Raw genomic sequence first — 15,911 nt, forward strand, 5'->3', positions numbered from 1 at the left:
CATCTATATAAATTTACCACAGGGCTTCATTTTTTTCAATGGTATTTACTTAATTCTTTGATTGTCTATTTCCACAGAGCCGTGTTTAACGTTTCCAATGTTAAATACGGCTCTTTTTATTCCTCCCCGTTTTATCGTTGAGGTCAGGGGTTCGGGCCCCTTATTCTCCATAAAACAAGAAATCTGCAAGGATTGAAAAAGGCTGTTAATTCCCCTTTAATTAGACAAAAAAACCTTCATGTTACCATGAAGGATAGAATGCTTGGATGGAATTTTTTCTATGGGAAAGAAATATTCTCTTAATATTCCATATTAAATGCTTCACTATAGATTTTACGCAGCTTAGCAGAGTTGTCGTGCCACTTAATTGGTTTACCATTGACGATTTGGACCAATACATCCAGACACCTATGCCATCCTGCCGCGGTATGAACTGCCCATGAATCATCGTTAAAAGTATGGGTAAAGATCATTCGACACCCTTTATCCTCTTCCTGCAATGAAATGTTTATCAGATCATCAACTTCATGGAAACCAAATAAATATGGCCTTTCTAACTCTGTTATGGTAGCCATATATGTCATTCCCTCACCATCATCGAAGGCAATGCTGCCATTCAGTCTGAGATCCATCTCCCCTGTTGCAAAAGGATACCATTGGGAGAAGTAACCGGGATTCGTAATGACATGGAAAACATCCTCTGGATTATGAGGAAAAAATCGTTCAAATTTTAAAGCATAACGACCTTTTGACCCATGTAATGTCCCATTTTCATTCATCTTTTCATCCTCCTTCTTCTACTCCTTTAAGTCTTTCTATTCACCACTAAAAAAACAATCATCATATCGTGTTTTTCAGCAATATGATCTGATTGCTGAAATGGATATGTTAGAAGCGCAAAGACAGTCTTAAACCGGTTATTTAACTTATATTTATTAATCTTCTGCCATACGCTTAATCCAATCTAACTTTCTATCCCAATCCGCAGCTAGATTTTCCATCCACTCAGCTGTTAAAGACAGTTGCTGTGGGCACACCTTATATCTCACTTCCCTCCCAACACGATTGCTGGATACAAGCTTAGCATCTTTTAAGATTGTTAAATGTTTAACAACTGCCTGACGAGATACTGTTACCGCAGTTGCTAATGCTGTTGCTGTGGCTTGTCCTCTTAAAGCGATTAGGTCAAGTAACTCTCGACGTGTGGGGTCTGCTAAGGCGATTAAGACATTTTCGAAATTAGCATTGTCTGCAGTGGCCAATTTATTGCTCCGCACGCTTCCGCAGTACTTCCATTTGCATCGCCCAGCCATTGACATTACCTTTAAAGAACTTTCTTCGCTCTTGTTCGGATACTGCCAGGCGAGAAAAGCCGCTTTCAACTATTGTAAGTACAGTTCCCCCATCCTTTGATGTCAATTTGAACTCAACGAGCGTAGAGTTCTCTTCTTTTGGTTCCTCTCCTGGAAATGAACTTGCCCACCGGCATGCAAGATAGTTTGGCGGTTCTGATTGCTCAATCAACACAGGGAATTGCCCATACTTCGTGTCCGCCACAACCCTTGATCCATCTACCTGAACCTTATCCGGACCAGGTGCATCACCAACCCACCATGCAGGCTGGCTAATTAACTCCCATACTGCTTGGATAGGTGCGTTAATAAAAATCTCTCTATTAATTTGATCATTATCCATTAGTACTCCTCCTTTTAACAAGTGCAACCAAAGTGTAGCACATATCGCCGCCAATGTGCAACCGAAGCATTGCACATTAGGGTAGTCAGATTCCCTTTCATCTCACTAATCGCCCAGGGACCTGCAAACCGGGTGGTAATTTCTCTCGGTCCATTTCCAACACATTCTTTACGTATTTCCCGAACCAGCATATTGAATTGATGTTCAATTGTCATTACGATTCTCCTCTTTCGCCGATTAAAACCAACCTCTTACCTGGTAAAAAATAACTAATCATAAGGACCAACACTACTAAAGATAACCACAGATTTTGAATTGGATGATCATTATTCACAATGATAAAACGGATGGTTGCTGTAATTCCTATATAAAGAAGATTCCTTAATGGAAAATGATAATTTTCCTTAAAATATTCGACAATCATCGAGATAAATCCGAAATACAGGAAAAAAACTAAAACCTTTCCAAGAATATCATGTACATTATAATTTCCAATAAATGCATCATTTACAATATGGTAAAGTTCCCTAAAAAGAAAAAAAATGAGGGCACAGCTTAGAATACTCAACGATGAATTTAACATTATCTGATAAAATTTTATTAACCAGGTCCCTTTATTCAATCGATCTAATACAGCCATTGTTCCCCTCCATCGTTACTAATCCTATTTTATTTTTAATTTAATTTAGACAGTGGAGTCACGGAGGTCTATTCCTTCATTCCCTCTCCAAGCCCTTTCAAAAAGTTGATGCCGAATCCCATGGCACGGTTCACATCAGGATCCTTCACAAGTTTTATTAAATCAAATAGACCTACTTTTTGATTCTGCTGAAGTCCTTCTTCTGCTTTTTGAAGACCTTTAGATAAGCCTTCCATCAATATTTTCGTCGTTTCAGGATTTAGCTCCGTCAACAGTCCTGCTGCAGCCATTCCATTATTAATGGCGTTGGTGACAGGCGGCCGCAGCATTTGCCCAACCGCAATCTTAGCGATTTTTTCCTTTGCTTCAACTAAACTAGTAACGGCTTCCAGGATTCCACTCTCATGAAGCTCTTGGAGCAGTTTTATTGCTTCCTGTATGCCATCCGCATTTTGCGTTAAGTCTCTCAGCATTTTTTCAAGAGCCTGGCCTTGCATATCTTTTTCATTTAATATTGGTTCAGCGACTTTGTATATCGGTTTCGCCATTACTTAGTCCCTCCTGTCAGGCCTGCAATGGGCTCATAATCTTCTCGTGCCCATTTTCGTTCCACCTGTACACCGAGCTGCGGATTTCGTTTTGCATAACGGGGATTATATAACGGAAGCGGCGTACTGCCTTTTGCCTTTAATATTTCCATTTTTACTTTTGTCTGCTTATAGGCTGGTGTCTGTGTCCGAACATCACCGACACTTCCAGTTAATAGATTGATCGCATTTTCATGACTGACTGAATGCATAGGGACATACAGTTCTTTCCCCTGTACCCGATCGGTTATGATCGTACGAAGCTTTATTGCTCCATACGGGGACACAAGACGTACAAGCGACCCGTCCTTAACACCTCGTTCACGTGCCAGATCCGGGGAAACTTCCACGAATACCTCAGGCAGTTTATACTGAAGCCCCTTGGATTTATTGGTCATGTTTCCTTCATGGAAATGTTCTAGTAGCCGTCCATTATTCAATGTCAGATCGTATTCCAGCGAAAATTCAATAGGCGGAACAAATTCCACTAGGGAAAGGCGGGCTTTTCCATCTGGAAAGTTAAACCGTTCCGTATAAAGGAGGGGCTCATCGGTTCCATCTTTTTGTACCGGCCATATTAAGCTGTTCCATCCCTCAAGCCGTTCATACGATACCCCTTCAAAAATCGGAGATAAGCCTGCAATTTCATCCATTATTTCGCTCGGATGTCCGTAATTCCAATCAGCTCCCATGTATTGGGCGATTTGCTGAATAATCCACCAATCGGGTTTAGATTCACCCAATGGTTCCAGCGCACGATAGAGCCGCTGAATGCGCCGCTCTGTATTGGTAAATGTTCCGTCTTTCTCTAGTGATGGAGCTGCCGGCAAGACGACATCTGCAAATTGGGCCGTTTTGGTAAGAAACACATCCTGGACAACAAAGAATTCCAGTTTACTGAGAGTATCATGCACATGGTTGGAGTTTGAATCGACCCATGCCATATCCTCTCCCATTAGATACATAGCTTTTAAATCGCCCTTCTCCACTGCTTCTAACATTTCAATATTGGTTAGGCCAGGCATTTCGGAAATTCTGACGCCATATGCCTGTTCAAACTTCGCCCTGGCCAAATCATCTGCCAGACGCTGATTCCCTGGAAGCCATTGCGGCAGAGTCCCCATATCACAGGATCCCTGTACATTATTATGCCCCCTAAGAGGATATGCCCCTGCACCAGGACGGCCAAAGTTCCCTGTTACAAGCAGAAGATTCGCGATCGCAGCGGATGTATGAGAACCTGCTACATTTTGGGTTACCCCCATTCCCCATAACACGCATGTTCCATCTGCTTCATGTATCATTCTGGCCGTTTTGATAAGATGTTCTTTTGAAAGCCCCGTTACTTCCTCTGCATATTCAAGGGTGTATTTTTCAAGGAGTGACAGATACTCACTGTATTGATTTACACGTTTTTCAATAAAGGTTTCATCATGCCAGCCTTGATCGATGATATATTTGGCAACAGCTGTTATCCATACATAATCCGTTCCCTGTTTTGGATGCAGATACAGATCAGATCGCTTAGCCATTTCATGTTTTCGAAGATCTGACACAATCAGCTTCTGGCCATATAATTTCTTTGCACGCTTCACCCTTGTCGCAAGCACTGGGTGGCCTTCAGTTGGGTTTGCACCAATAATGATCACAAGCCCTGCACTCACAATATCTTTAATCGTGCCGGAGTCGCCTCCATGTCCAACTGTCGCAAGCAGCCCATCGGTTGCAGGTGACTGGCAATATCGTGAACAATTGTCAATATTGTTTGATTCAAACACCTGCCGGGCTAATTTTTGCATAAGATAAGCGTCTTCATTCGTTGTTTTGGAAGAACTGACAAATCCTAGACCACGCCCTCCATACATTTGCTTGATCGAGCCCAATTTTTCTGCAATCAATGTCAGGGCTTCATCCCAGGAGGCAGGAACAAACTCATCCCCCTTTCGGATTAAAGGGGTTGTAAGACGCTGCTCACTATTGATAAAATCCCACCCAAACTTTCCTTTAACACAGGTAGAAACACTGTTAACAGGCCCATTTTCAGTCGGCTCGATCTTTAAGATTTCACGGCCCTTTGTCCATACTTCAAATGAACACCCCACTCCGCAAAACGTACAAACGGTTTTGGTTTTCTTTGTGCGGGTATCCCGCATGGCAGCCTCTACTTCTGACAAGGCAAAGATGGTCTTATAGTCGGGTTCGACTTCTTTAATCAGATCTACCATTGGGTTTAATAAATCATTTGGAATAGCGGTCATAAGACCAGCTTCCCCAAGCATTGATTTTTCCATTAGCGCGTTACATGGACAAACCGTTGCACACTGTCCGCAGGATACGCAGGAAGATTCATTGATGGATGAATCTTTATCCCAAATGACACGCGGCATTTTCCGCTCCCAATCAATCGTCAGTGTTTCATTAACCTGTAAATCCTGGCATACTTCCACACAGCGCCCGCAAAGAATACACTGATTGGGATCATATCGATAAAAAGGATGTGACATATCCACTTCGTATCCTTTTTCCCGGAATGGACGGGTTTGATGTTCCACTTCTAAAAATTCAGCGGTATTATGAACACGGCAATTCCCATTGTTATTGTCGCAAACCGTACAATAAAGCAAGTGATTCTCAAGGATGCGGTCCATTGCCTCTGATTGTGCCGTTTTGGCCCGTTCTGAGGAAGTCAGGATATCCATTCCTTCCTCCATTTGCGTAGAACAGGCTCTCCTCATTTCCCCATCGTGTCACAAGTCTGTATTGGGCCTAATACCTCTGAATAGCAGATATGCGGGTGCTCTATCCCTTGCTGCAAAAGATAATCGAGGATACGAGTCCCCTTTTCCGCCTCGCGTACCTCCCCATTAATCTTTACTCTGACTGTTTCTGACAATGTAAACTCCCCTTTTCCCAAAATAAAAAGCCCGCCATAAAATAGTTTTGTGCATGAATATACACAAACTATTTTATGGCGGGCTAATCTCTAAGCAGGTTATCCTACTAGTTATCCATCTCACCATTATACATTTAAGAAAAGACATAGAGTCAGGCAATTATACATTACGTAACTTCCATGAACTTTTATACTGTCATTATAGTGCTTTTTATATTTAATATCAATATCAAATTATTGGCCTTAAATCCCCTCTTATTTCTGGGATTAAGTATTTTCCGTATGCTTATTCACAAACTTCTCCAACAAAAGAATAAATTTATCGTGTGCATAAATGCCTTCAGATTCTGAAATAGTTTGAAGATGAACATTATGAATAGATTTTATTAATAAGTTTAAAGCCTGCTGGACCGAACCATTCTCAAATTTCTCCAATGACTCAGGCAATTCATCCTCGTCTAAAATAAAATATTCTCCATTCGGAAGCACCAAAATATCGATTATTAAATCTTCAAAAGATACCATTCCATCGCCTATCACTGTATTTCTTACAATGTTAAAGTAAGAGCCTAAATAATTTCCTTTATGATCTCTCCAGAAATATAAATTATATGGGCGATCTTCCCAGTAATAAGCAATCGTATAACTGCCTTTCGGTATGGTTAATCGAGCTTGATGAGCTATCATTGTAAAAGTGTCTTCAATAATATGAAAAAGCACCGCACTCTGATTTTGTGCTGTCAGCAGCATACAATTATATTCCACGACCTGGGAATCGTACCGTATTTTTCTTTCTATTACTTCAGCCCCATAAAATTGATGAGTTCTTACATTTAATATTGCTGAAACCTCCCTTTGTCAAATATGAACTAGTCAGCAAAAATTAAATTCATTATGTACTGTTCTCCAATTGGCCCTATTTTTCTGCGTCCTGTATCCTCAAATCCAACTTTCTCATACAGTTTTTGAGCAGCTATGTTTTTATGATTAACAGCTAACACGATTTCATTACAGTCAGGGAATTCGTCAGCAGCAAATTTTCTTAATAATAACATAGCCTGCTTTGCATATCCTCGTCCTTGCTTAGCCTGGTTAATGGATAATGATGTTAGCAGCATCGCCTGCGGATTGTCCGAATACTCCTTTACTCTTTCAGTTGAATGCAATAAAAAGAAGCCTACTGGTTCTCCATCACAAAGGAAAACGATCCGATGCTGGCCTTCTGATGCTTCTTTATAATTGCTTGGCAGTGAAGTGAATTGAACCTGCTCTTTAGTAAGCTCAAAAGAATTCAAGATATCCATATGATCATTAGTAAAATGTTTTAATTCCAAATAATTTGTTTTTTCATTTATTCTCCCCCTCAGTTCAATAGTAAGATAAGAACAAGTGTTTGTACAGTTAAAAATTTTATCATTAAACCAAAAATGAATCTAAAAAATAAGCTGCCGTGATGGCAGCTGGCACTATTTTTTCTTGCATTTTATCATGAAGAAGTTTATTGATGGTTTATTTTTCATATCCTTATTTGGCTCGTCAATTTCTGAAATCCCTATCAGGCCGTATTGTCCAAATTCTTGTTTTATGGAGTGAGAATCATAAAAAAACATTTTCACACCTTCCATGATCTCAAAATAGTCTTTATCCAATTGTTTGCCCTTGCCAAACATGGGTGCTTTTTTTGAAACAGCTGTAAAAATCATATAGCCATTTGGCTTTAACTGATCATAGCAATCTTTAATGAACTTCTCTCTCTCGGCCATATTCAATAAGTGAATAAGAGCATGGGAGAATACACCAGAGTAGTGTTGTGTATCAAAAGGCATGTCAGTTACTGAGCCATGGAAAATTCCGCTGTCAATCCCATTTTGCCTCGCCAGATCAATGGCTGTTTTTGAAATCTCAATACCTGTCACATTTATGCCATTTTCAATAAAAACCTTCGCATTTCTTCCATATCCAAAACCCGGCAGCAATATATCCTTAACATTCTTTTCAAGGAAAAAGTCCCTTGTTAAGATAGCGGAATCTGCAGCCTCAAACCCCCACATCGTTTGTTTTTCTATAAAACTCGATTCCCAGAATTCCATAATATCTCTATCTCCTTTTATATTTTAATTTTCATTAGAGGGCTAAGATGTTAACACTCATATATTCTTAATTACAGACATAATGACTCTTTAATAACTATAATTCATATTCATTTTTTTGTAAATGTAATTACTTTACAGTATTTTTTTATGCTTGTTGAACTTGGCTGCCATAAGGCTGAAATTTGATAAACAATGATTACGGTACAACCTGGCCTGCTATAAAGTAAGAATAATAGGTAAAAGAAAAAAGCTTACTCAATTCGGCTAATTTAATAGCTATAAGTAAGCTTTTAATGATTAGTATTTTTGCAGTAAACTGGTCAACAGCCCCTTATCCAGACTGCCTTTTCCTGTTGGCTTTGCCTCATCATGCCACCAGTAGGCTTTTTCCGGATTTTTTAGGACTTCTTTTATCTCACTCGGATGTTCAACGACTGGAGCGGAGCCGCGAAGCGACCTGCCTGCAGTCTCTCTTACAAATAGAGTGACAACTACAATTCCGAATGCACACATGCCCATCAGGTAAAATGCCGGTACCATTTTATTATCTGTTACACTCACCAGCCATGCCACAAGCAGCGGAGTCGTTCCTCCAAAAAGTGATGTCGCCGTATTATATGTGATGGCAAGTGCACCGTAACGCACTTTCGTGAAAAATAAAGATGGCAGAGTAGCCGGCAGGGACCCTTGCAAGGTGGACAGCAGCGCACCAAGAATCAGCAATCCAAAAAATGCAGCATAAATATTGCCTGAACGAACCAGCATGAATGCAGGTATGCTTAGTACAATCGCCCCCAATAAGCCTGCTTTTAATATTCGGTTCCTGCCATAGCGATCACTTAAATGGCCCATTGCCAAAACCATTGGAACCATCGCAATCATGACAAGCACAAGAAGCAATAACCCCTTCTGTTCACTGTAGCCAAGTTCTTCTGACATATATGAAGGCATATAGGTGAGAACGGTGTAACTCATTACATTGTAAAATATAACGATTGCTGTACAGATTAATAGCGCCTTCCAATGCTCAGCAAAAATCTCTCTTAAAGATGAATGTTCTTTTCTTTCTTCTATAGTTTGATTCATCGCTTCAAATGCTGGAGTTTCATCCAAATGATTACGGAAGTAGAAGCCGATTATGCCAAGTGGAGCAGCAATGAAGAAAGGTATTCTCCAGCCCCAATCCACCATCGTCTCACTTCCAAGAATAGATGTCAGAAGGGTTACAAGGCCGGCACCCGCTATAAATCCTACCAGTGTTCCAACCTCTAAACCGCTTGCCATAAAGCTGCGTTTTTTATCGGGAGTGGTTTCCGCAATGTAGGTCATAGCCCCCGCATACTCACCACCAGTTGAGAAACCTTGAACGAGTCTGGCTAATAGCAATAAGACCTGTGCAGTAATCCCAATTGCTGCGAAACTGGGTATTAAACCAATACTAAGGGTAGCAGCAGACATCAGAATCATGGTGAGTGCCAGAACATTCTTCCGGCCAATACGGTCACCCATCATACCAAAGAATATACCCCCTAGCGGCCGTGCTATAAAAGCCACCGCGAATGTAGCAAAAGCATATATTAACTGAAAGGATGGATCAATTTCCGGAAAAAAAACTTTTCCAATTGTAACGGCTAAGAAGGAATAAATACCAAAATCAAACCACTCCATCGCATTCCCGATAGATGTACCCATCATAGATTTTCTAGCGACACTGCTGTCTACTACTGAAATATCTTTTTTCTCTACGTCTCTTGGTTGCTTATTCACATTTTCCCTCCTGAATATCTTTTAATAGATAAATTGCTTAATAGTTTTTTCCCTGTCTTTTATCTATAAAACAATACAATTTTTGGAAATTATCAGAAAAGCCTTTATCAATACCTTCGACTAGTTAATCAAAAAAGCTGCCTTATTTGGCAGCTAATCTTGAATAAAAGCGGTATAATTTACGTCAACCCAATTAGTAGTTTTTCCTAAGATAAGATCGTCTTTGAATAATTCTTCATATATAACAGATAATTCATCCGGAAAGTTCACTTTCCCAGCATCACTAACAAATCGGATTCCCTTTATCTTATTTAATTCATTTATACAAGGTTCACCGCTGACAGAATCTGCAAAGTAGAAGAAACCCGTCCACTTGATATCGCTGAAATAGAAATCTTCCTGATGTACCTCAGTAAGTGCATGAACAGTTAATCCGATTTCCTCTTTTACTTCCCGTATTGCACACTCGAAAGGGGTTTCTCCTAATTCTTGTTTCCCCCCTGGCAAATTCCACAGATCCCCTCTATCCTGTACTGTTAAAATATGATGGTCCCCACCTTTTATCAGGACACGAGTAAAAATATTTTGCATAAACACTTTTTCCTCTCCACTAAAAGTAACAACTTTACCGCATAGAAGATACAGCTAAATGAATAAAAATGGTGGCCAGAACTAAAAAAAACCATAAAAAAGCTAGAGTACAATACCAGTTTTTTGACCAATTTTGGCTTACTTATTTGTTTATAAAGAATAAAGCCCAATATAATCGAAATAATCCATATAATCATGCCCCATAGGGAAAATAAAAAGTCTGAATTCGCAATCCAAAGAATTACAATAAAAAAATAATAAGAAACAGGACAGTATTTCCATATGTTCTCTCCAATTGATTGTTAAATATCTTTTAATTCCCTTTCAATCTCATCATTACTCACCTTTTCAATCTCTCTTCCATTAACGTTCAGGTGTTCAGAAATAAGCTTTAATTGATATTTAATGGATGAAAGGCTGTAAATGATGTAAACAGCTATCAAAATGTTGATTATGGTCCAAAACATCCTATTCCTCCAATGTTTAGTATTTAATTAAATAGTAACATAATTCCCCAATCCTGCCTTTGGCCGAAAAAAGAAAGCTTCCCAAATGGCAGCAAGACTCCCTGCATTTTGCAGAAAGCTAAATGTGCATTTTATATGCAGTTTATTTCAATATAGGAGTGGTAGAAAATAATAAACCCGCCATTTTGACAGGATGATTTCATACGTACTGTCCAGTAGTTAGTAGGTGGCCGCATGCCTGCTCCTGCTTGCTGTCAACACACACACAGCTTAAAGACTTTCTTGAAGAGGTGAAATAGAATGAAACCTTATGTAAAATTTGCAGGTATGGTTATTGTCTCCACGATTGTCATGTTCCTCTTTAAATATTTCAGCACGTATAAATGGGAACATGTCTTCTTCAGTGAAACAAGGGCTTATATGGCTCTTTTAATGGGTGCCACGATGGCAATAATTATGTTAGCTTTTATGCGCAGCATGTTAAAAAACCGCAAATTAAATATTGGAATTGCCGCTGGAAGCATTGTCGTTTTCTTTGCCGCCTTATTTTTATTGCGAAGTCAAACTGCTGTGGATGATGCAGACTACATGGAAGCCATGATTCCCCACCATTCCATTGCCATTTTAACCAGTGAACGGGCTCAGATATCAGACCCGAGAGTCCGTAGCCTTGCCGACACCATTATTGAAACTCAAAAAAAGGAAATTGCTGAAATGAAGAAGTTAATAAATGATCTTGAAGAAAAATAGCCAAATCAAAAGTAGTTGAAAATGCTGCTGCAAAAATTGAAACCTGTACAAAAAGCTCGGGCTATAAAAACCCGAGCTTTTGTATATTGAGTTACTAAATCAATTGCATAGTTGTAATACAAGTACCGTCCTTCTCAAAAGTTGAAATTTCTGATTCCGATGCTTTTCCATCATACTGAATCCTTATTTGATATGTTTCATCTCTTGGAAGCCATAGATCGAAAAACCCATTAGCCTGGGACTTTACTTTTTCGTTCAAAATTATATTGCCTTCCTTATCTTCAATAAATACATCAAACTCTTTATCAGCTAATTCACCTTGACAACCTGTCAAGCTATGATTCGTTCAAGGATGGGTTTCATTAACATAAGGTGCAATAGAAACGAAAAATTCTTCTTTCGGCAGATCATAGACTAATTCTTCACCATCCGCTTTTTTTTACCACTAGCTGCTGTGAAGTAATCGAAGCAGACTCGCTCTTAATGTTTCCTATACTATAATCATTCACCAAATCTTTGATGTTATCAGCCTTCAAAGCGGCCTCATCATTTGAATCGGCTTGTCCACAGCCAGCTAATACAATTGAAATGAGTAAGACAGCCAGAAATATTTTTATCTTCATCTTTTTTCACTTCCTTATTCAGTTTCATGCCTTAATGACTATTGCCAAAGTAAACAATAGCAAATAAATATGGAGAAATTATGGAGATATGATTTGCGGCAGCTGCTGCATAAATAAGCAATTCGAAAATAACTATGCTAAAGTTATCTAAGCATAGATATATTCAGAGGCTGTGAGTCAAATTGAACTTAATCGAAAAATTATATACTCTTATAATATTTTTAGCAGTAATTATTGGTATAAGTATAGGGCAAGCAGAGTTAATAAGGGCTAATGCAGAAAGTATCATTGTGCCATTATTAGTAGCCATGCTTTATATTACATTCTTACAAATTCCTATTAGAGGTATTAAGATAGCTTTTAAGAACATAAAATTTACATACACTTCAATCATGATAAACTTTGTCTGGACACCCATCCTGGCATGGCTGCTGGCAATGGTATTTTTAGGCGATAATCCGTCACTATATATTGGATTTATTATGCTGATGGTTACACCATGCACTGACTGGTACCTGATCTTTACAGGCATAGCAAAAGGAAATGTTGCCTTATCAACTGCTATCCTGCCTCTAAACTTAATCTTACAGGTCATATTGCTGCCTATTTACCTCCTGATTTTTGGCGGAACGACAGGAGTAATAGAACTGGGTTTTTTAGTTGAAAGTCTTCTGGTTACATTAATCATACCGTTAGTTCTGGCTGTTTTTACCAAGATCCTCTTAAAAAACAAGGATCAGTTAAGAAAAAGCCTTGTATCCAATCTTAGCGTATTGCCAATTATTTTTCTAATCTTGGCCATTGCTGCAATGTTTGCATCACAGGGACAATTATTGCTTAATCATTTAGAGTTACTGTGGAAAATAACCATACCTGTCCTTTTATTTTTTATGATTAATCTTTTTGTCAGTCAAAAAGCTGGACAGCTTATGAGATTTCCGAACTCCGACAGAGCCAGTTTAAGCTTGACTACTTTAGCCAGAAATTCCCCGATTGCTTTAGCCATTGCAATGACTGCATTTCCAGACCAGCCTTTGATTGCGTTGACCTTAGTAGTAGGCCCTCTGCTGGAATTGCCTATCCTGGCCGTCATCACCCAGATTTTATTATTTATTACTAAAGAGAAAAGAACATAAAAATCGAAAGCACACATCCCTTCTATTTAAAAATGTGTGCTTTTTTAGATAGATTTAACTTGCCCATTAGTACAAAATAAAGTTGTTAATCTAACCTGCATGCGAATATATTAGTTATTCACACCCTTCATATTTCCCCTTCTCTAATCTGCAAATTAGCATGAAACGTTTCATATCCCAAAAAAACACAGGGGAATTTTAGCTTTTAAGTGCTTAGACATATGTTAAGGTAATAAATATAGGGATGAGTCCCTTGCTAAAAAAGATTTAAAAGGAGGCCTCGTCATGATTATCAAGTGGATTCGGCACAGATAATGAACAGGGGCAGGCCAAACATGCTCCGGAAGAATCTGATCTGCGACATTAGGAACGGTAATAAGATAATACGGAGGTAAAATATGAGTGAACAGATAATGAAAATAAATAAAGTGGATATATGTACAGAAAGCTTTGGAAATGCTAAGGATCCAGCAGTCCTTTTGATCATGGGCGCAATGACTTCACTGGACTGGTGGGATGAGGATTTCTGTCTCCGTCTTGCTGATCAGGGAAGATTTGTCATTCGGTACGACCATCGGGATCTGGGACGATCCACCACTTATGAACCCGGGACTTCCAATTATACGATAACAGACTTGGCTGACGATGCGGCCGGTGTACTGGATGCTTATCATATAGAGCAGGCACATATCGTTGGAATGTCCATGGGCGGCTTAACTGGCCAGATTCTTGCCTTAAGATATCCTGACCGTGTACTGTCGCTTACACTCATTGCATCAAGTGTGTTTGGGACTGAGATGGAAAAGCTGCCGCCAATGGATCAGAACATACTGGATTACCACGCGAAGAGTGCTTCCATCGATTGGTCGAATCGGGATGCTGCTATTTCTTTTCTCGCGGGCGGATGGAAAACATTAGCCGGCTCCAAACCTTTCGAGCAGGAAAGAATGTATAAACTTGCTGCAAGAGAAGCAGATCGCGCCAAACATCTGCCGAGCAGATTTAATCATGCTATGCTGCAAGGCGGAGACGCATATTTCGATAGAACAGTTGAAATCAGCGTACCGGTGCTCATTATTCATGGCACAGAAGACCCGGCCCTCCCATACGAGCACGGGCTTGCTCTTAAAAAAGCCATCCCTCATTCTGAATTAGTGACACTTGATGGAACAGGGCATGAGATTCATAGTGAAGACTGGAATCAGATAATAGATTCTGTTGTAAAGCTTAGTTCGCGATAAAAATTCGAAAGAATGTACCCCTTCTTGCCAGAAGGCTTGGTTTTAGTTACATTTACTAGTTTAATTTAAGGTAACATAAGGAAATTCCAAAGCCCAATTTCTCAGTATTATTAACGAGAAATTGGGCTGCTTTTACTTCACAATCAACATTTTATTAAAGAAGTCATAGGTTTTTAAGTGCATTTTATTACGAATTTCAGATCAGGCTCTATCTAAAAAAGGCAAACGTCTAACCATCAGTATGGCTCTTTTCATAAAGAAAGACTCAGATAGCGCCCCATTGTTGAAGATATTAATTATTATATCTTATTGAACTAAAGCACCTGTCCTGTTAGTTTAAGTATCTAAAGAAATTTTTAATTGCATCCATACGTATCTTATGACTACAATCCTCGCAACAAAAAAACTTAGCCTTATTTTCCTTAAATTGTTTATAATTTAGTGAACCTTCGTATACTCTGAATATCCTTTTACAACTATAACAGAGTACCTCATAGTAAATCATAATCAGCCTCCTAAGTGACACATTTACTTTTTAGTTGATCTATCGAAGATTGTAACCAATTCTCTAGTATATTCCTGAACATCTAAATGAGGCTTTCTCGTTAATTCAAGGGTGAACCCGTCAATGGCACTTCTTATTGTTAACGCCATCACCCTTGCTGATGATCTGGTAAATTCTCTGAATACTCCTTCTTGCATCCCTAGGGTAAGAATATTTTCAATTGGAAGTAAAATAGCTTCATCATGGTCTGCTGCAAAATGAAGTTTACCATCAGCAGTTCTCATATTAGAAACCGTTTCTATAACAGCGAAAACATGCTGACGATTTTCATCTATAAATGTAAGGTTGGATTCAATATACACCCGAAGCATTTCTTTAGGAGATTTTTGAGCTTCTATTCTTGGAGCAATATAGGCTTGCCACGCCAAATAGTATTCGATAGGTATTTGCTCCAATAATTCCTCTTTATTTGCAAAGTGATAAGAAATAACCCCCTTACTGATATTTGCACGCTTTGCAATTTGTCCTATAGAGGCTTGAGCATAACCTACTTCTGCGATTGTTTCAATCGCACATTCCACAATTTGAGCTCTACGGGCTTTTTCGATGAATGACATTTCTTTTTGGTTAGTTGGTTTGTTTTTTTTACTCATGTCCTTATTTTAGTACATCCGTACAAAAAAATTCAAACAAAAAAACCAATTAGTTGAAGTTTATCTAAATGGTTTATGAATACCTTTATGCAGCTATCCTCCACCATTAATTCAATAATACCTTACTCCATAATGTCCCGATTGTTGAACACAAGTTAAACATCGATCTTCAACTCCCTCAGTTTAATACGGTTTACTCACGAATGCTCGCTTATTCGCAGGATTTCATCCCCCATGGATATATATTTCTAAATTGAAAAGAGTAGATTC

Annotated in this window: 16 protein-coding genes and 3 pseudogenes; 3 read left to right on the forward strand and 16 right to left on the reverse strand. The window is 39.0% G+C overall.

What is annotated here, in order from left to right; translation table 11 throughout:
• Positions 1-299: 299 nt before the first annotated feature.
• The 13 genes and pseudogenes from JI665_RS26785 to JI665_RS26845 all read right to left on the reverse strand — a co-directional run bounded on the left by JI665_RS26785 (position 300) and on the right by JI665_RS26845 (position 10,733).
• Positions 300-779 carry an SRPBCC family protein gene (locus JI665_RS26785; RefSeq protein WP_206845790.1) on the reverse strand — a complete coding sequence of 160 codons (480 nt, stop codon included), beginning with the start codon at positions 777-779 and terminating at the stop codon, positions 300-302.
• A 156-nt stretch (positions 780-935) separates the two neighbouring features.
• Positions 936-1,262: an ArsR/SmtB family transcription factor gene (locus JI665_RS26790; RefSeq protein WP_206845791.1), complete on the reverse strand. Its 327-nt coding sequence runs from the start codon at positions 1,260-1,262 to the stop codon at positions 936-938.
• A 1-nt stretch (position 1,263) separates the two neighbouring features.
• On the reverse strand, positions 1,264-1,695 hold the full coding sequence (locus tag JI665_RS26795) for an SRPBCC domain-containing protein (RefSeq protein ID WP_206845792.1): 432 nt from the start codon (positions 1,693-1,695) through the stop codon (positions 1,264-1,266).
• Between the two features lie 77 nt (positions 1,696-1,772).
• Positions 1,773-1,910, reverse strand: a pseudogene (locus JI665_RS26800) (Na-translocating system protein MpsC family protein); the annotation flags it as partial.
• The gene (locus JI665_RS26805; RefSeq protein ID WP_206845794.1) at positions 1,910-2,335 is read right to left on the reverse strand and encodes a phosphate-starvation-inducible protein PsiE; all 426 of its coding nucleotides are present in this window, start codon (positions 2,333-2,335) and stop codon (positions 1,910-1,912) included. The pseudogene JI665_RS26800 and the gene JI665_RS26805, both read right to left, overlap by 1 nt.
• Before the next feature lie 68 nt (positions 2,336-2,403).
• Positions 2,404-2,883 (reverse strand): DUF1641 domain-containing protein, encoded by a 480-nt coding sequence (locus tag JI665_RS26810; protein ID WP_206845796.1) that lies wholly within the window; start codon positions 2,881-2,883, stop codon positions 2,404-2,406.
• A pseudogene (gene fdhF, locus JI665_RS26815) lies at positions 2,883-5,815 on the reverse strand (formate dehydrogenase subunit alpha). Before fdhF ends, JI665_RS26810 begins: the two are co-directional and overlap by 1 nt.
• A gap of 267 nt (positions 5,816-6,082) precedes the next feature.
• Entirely contained in the window at positions 6,083-6,565 is a 483-nt protein-coding gene (locus JI665_RS26820; protein WP_206845798.1) for a DUF402 domain-containing protein, read from the reverse strand.
• 119 nt (positions 6,566-6,684) lie between these two features.
• On the reverse strand, positions 6,685-7,119 hold the full coding sequence (locus tag JI665_RS26825; protein ID WP_206845824.1) for a GNAT family N-acetyltransferase: 435 nt from the start codon (positions 7,117-7,119) through the stop codon (positions 6,685-6,687).
• Between the two features lie 162 nt (positions 7,120-7,281).
• Entirely contained in the window at positions 7,282-7,905 is a 624-nt protein-coding gene (locus tag JI665_RS26830; protein WP_206845799.1) for a class I SAM-dependent methyltransferase, read from the reverse strand.
• Positions 7,906-8,205: 300 nt separating this feature from the next.
• Complete coding sequence (locus JI665_RS26835) at positions 8,206-9,675, reverse strand: MFS transporter (protein WP_414635285.1); 1,470 nt, start codon at positions 9,673-9,675, stop codon at positions 8,206-8,208.
• Positions 9,676-9,828: 153 nt separating this feature from the next.
• Positions 9,829-10,266, reverse strand: coding sequence for an NUDIX hydrolase (locus JI665_RS26840; RefSeq protein WP_206845827.1), 438 nt, complete (start codon positions 10,264-10,266; stop codon positions 9,829-9,831).
• 302 nt (positions 10,267-10,568) lie between these two features.
• Positions 10,569-10,733: a hypothetical protein gene (locus tag JI665_RS26845; RefSeq protein ID WP_206845801.1), complete on the reverse strand. Its 165-nt coding sequence runs from the start codon at positions 10,731-10,733 to the stop codon at positions 10,569-10,571.
• Between the two features lie 300 nt (positions 10,734-11,033).
• Between JI665_RS26845 and JI665_RS26850 the strand changes: the two genes are divergently transcribed.
• A complete protein-coding gene (locus JI665_RS26850; RefSeq protein WP_206845804.1) occupies positions 11,034-11,483 on the forward strand; it encodes a DUF305 domain-containing protein in 450 nt (149 codons plus the stop codon).
• 94 nt (positions 11,484-11,577) lie between these two features.
• Here the strand turns inward: JI665_RS26850 and JI665_RS29075 are convergent.
• Positions 11,578-12,106, reverse strand: a pseudogene (locus JI665_RS29075) (CueP family metal-binding protein).
• Between the two features lie 182 nt (positions 12,107-12,288).
• Here JI665_RS29075 and JI665_RS26860 point away from each other — a divergent pair.
• Both JI665_RS26860 and JI665_RS26865 read left to right on the forward strand, forming a co-directional pair.
• The gene (locus tag JI665_RS26860; RefSeq protein WP_206845808.1) at positions 12,289-13,242 is read left to right on the forward strand and encodes an arsenic resistance protein; all 954 of its coding nucleotides are present in this window, start codon (positions 12,289-12,291) and stop codon (positions 13,240-13,242) included.
• 398 nt (positions 13,243-13,640) lie between these two features.
• A complete protein-coding gene (locus JI665_RS26865; RefSeq protein WP_206845811.1) occupies positions 13,641-14,483 on the forward strand; it encodes an alpha/beta fold hydrolase in 843 nt (280 codons plus the stop codon).
• Positions 14,484-14,814: 331 nt separating this feature from the next.
• Here JI665_RS26865 and JI665_RS28785 read toward each other — a convergent pair whose 3' ends face one another.
• Both JI665_RS28785 and JI665_RS26870 read right to left on the reverse strand, forming a co-directional pair.
• Positions 14,815-14,988: a DUF2197 domain-containing protein gene (locus JI665_RS28785; protein ID WP_244671336.1), complete on the reverse strand. Its 174-nt coding sequence runs from the start codon at positions 14,986-14,988 to the stop codon at positions 14,815-14,817.
• 23 nt (positions 14,989-15,011) lie between these two features.
• A complete protein-coding gene (locus JI665_RS26870) occupies positions 15,012-15,641 on the reverse strand; it encodes a TetR/AcrR family transcriptional regulator (protein WP_206845815.1) in 630 nt (209 codons plus the stop codon).
• Positions 15,642-15,911 lie beyond the last annotated feature (270 nt).

Source organism: Bacillus sp. NTK034 (assembly GCF_017303275.1).
Classification (GTDB): Bacteria; Bacillota; Bacilli; order Bacillales; family Cytobacillaceae; genus Cytobacillus.

Bases quoted from the DNA above. Each gene is read 5' to 3' on its own strand.
- JI665_RS26805 (WP_206845794.1), bottom strand. From the start codon at position 2,335: ATGGCTGTATTAGATCGATTGAATAAAGGGACCTGGTTAATAAAATTT.
- JI665_RS26840 (WP_206845827.1), bottom strand. From the start codon at position 10,266: ATGCAAAATATTTTTACTCGTGTCCTGATAAAAGGTGGGGACCATCAT.
- JI665_RS26820 (WP_206845798.1), bottom strand. From the start codon at position 6,565: ATGCTGCTGACAGCACAAAATCAGAGTGCGGTGCTTTTTCATATTATT.
- JI665_RS26795 (WP_206845792.1), bottom strand. From the start codon at position 1,695: ATGGATAATGATCAAATTAATAGAGAGATTTTTATTAACGCACCTATC.
- JI665_RS26865 (WP_206845811.1), top strand. From the start codon at position 13,641: ATGAGTGAACAGATAATGAAAATAAATAAAGTGGATATATGTACAGAA.
- JI665_RS26845 (WP_206845801.1), bottom strand. From the start codon at position 10,733: ATGTTTTGGACCATAATCAACATTTTGATAGCTGTTTACATCATTTAC.
- JI665_RS26825 (WP_206845824.1), bottom strand. From the start codon at position 7,119: ATGGATATCTTGAATTCTTTTGAGCTTACTAAAGAGCAGGTTCAATTC.
- JI665_RS26785 (WP_206845790.1), bottom strand. From the start codon at position 779: ATGAATGAAAATGGGACATTACATGGGTCAAAAGGTCGTTATGCTTTA.
- JI665_RS26810 (WP_206845796.1), bottom strand. From the start codon at position 2,883: ATGGCGAAACCGATATACAAAGTCGCTGAACCAATATTAAATGAAAAA.
- JI665_RS28785 (WP_244671336.1), bottom strand. From the start codon at position 14,988: ATGATTTACTATGAGGTACTCTGTTATAGTTGTAAAAGGATATTCAGA.
- JI665_RS26850 (WP_206845804.1), top strand. From the start codon at position 11,034: ATGAAACCTTATGTAAAATTTGCAGGTATGGTTATTGTCTCCACGATT.
- JI665_RS26870 (WP_206845815.1), bottom strand. From the start codon at position 15,641: ATGAGTAAAAAAAACAAACCAACTAACCAAAAAGAAATGTCATTCATC.
- JI665_RS26830 (WP_206845799.1), bottom strand. From the start codon at position 7,905: ATGGAATTCTGGGAATCGAGTTTTATAGAAAAACAAACGATGTGGGGG.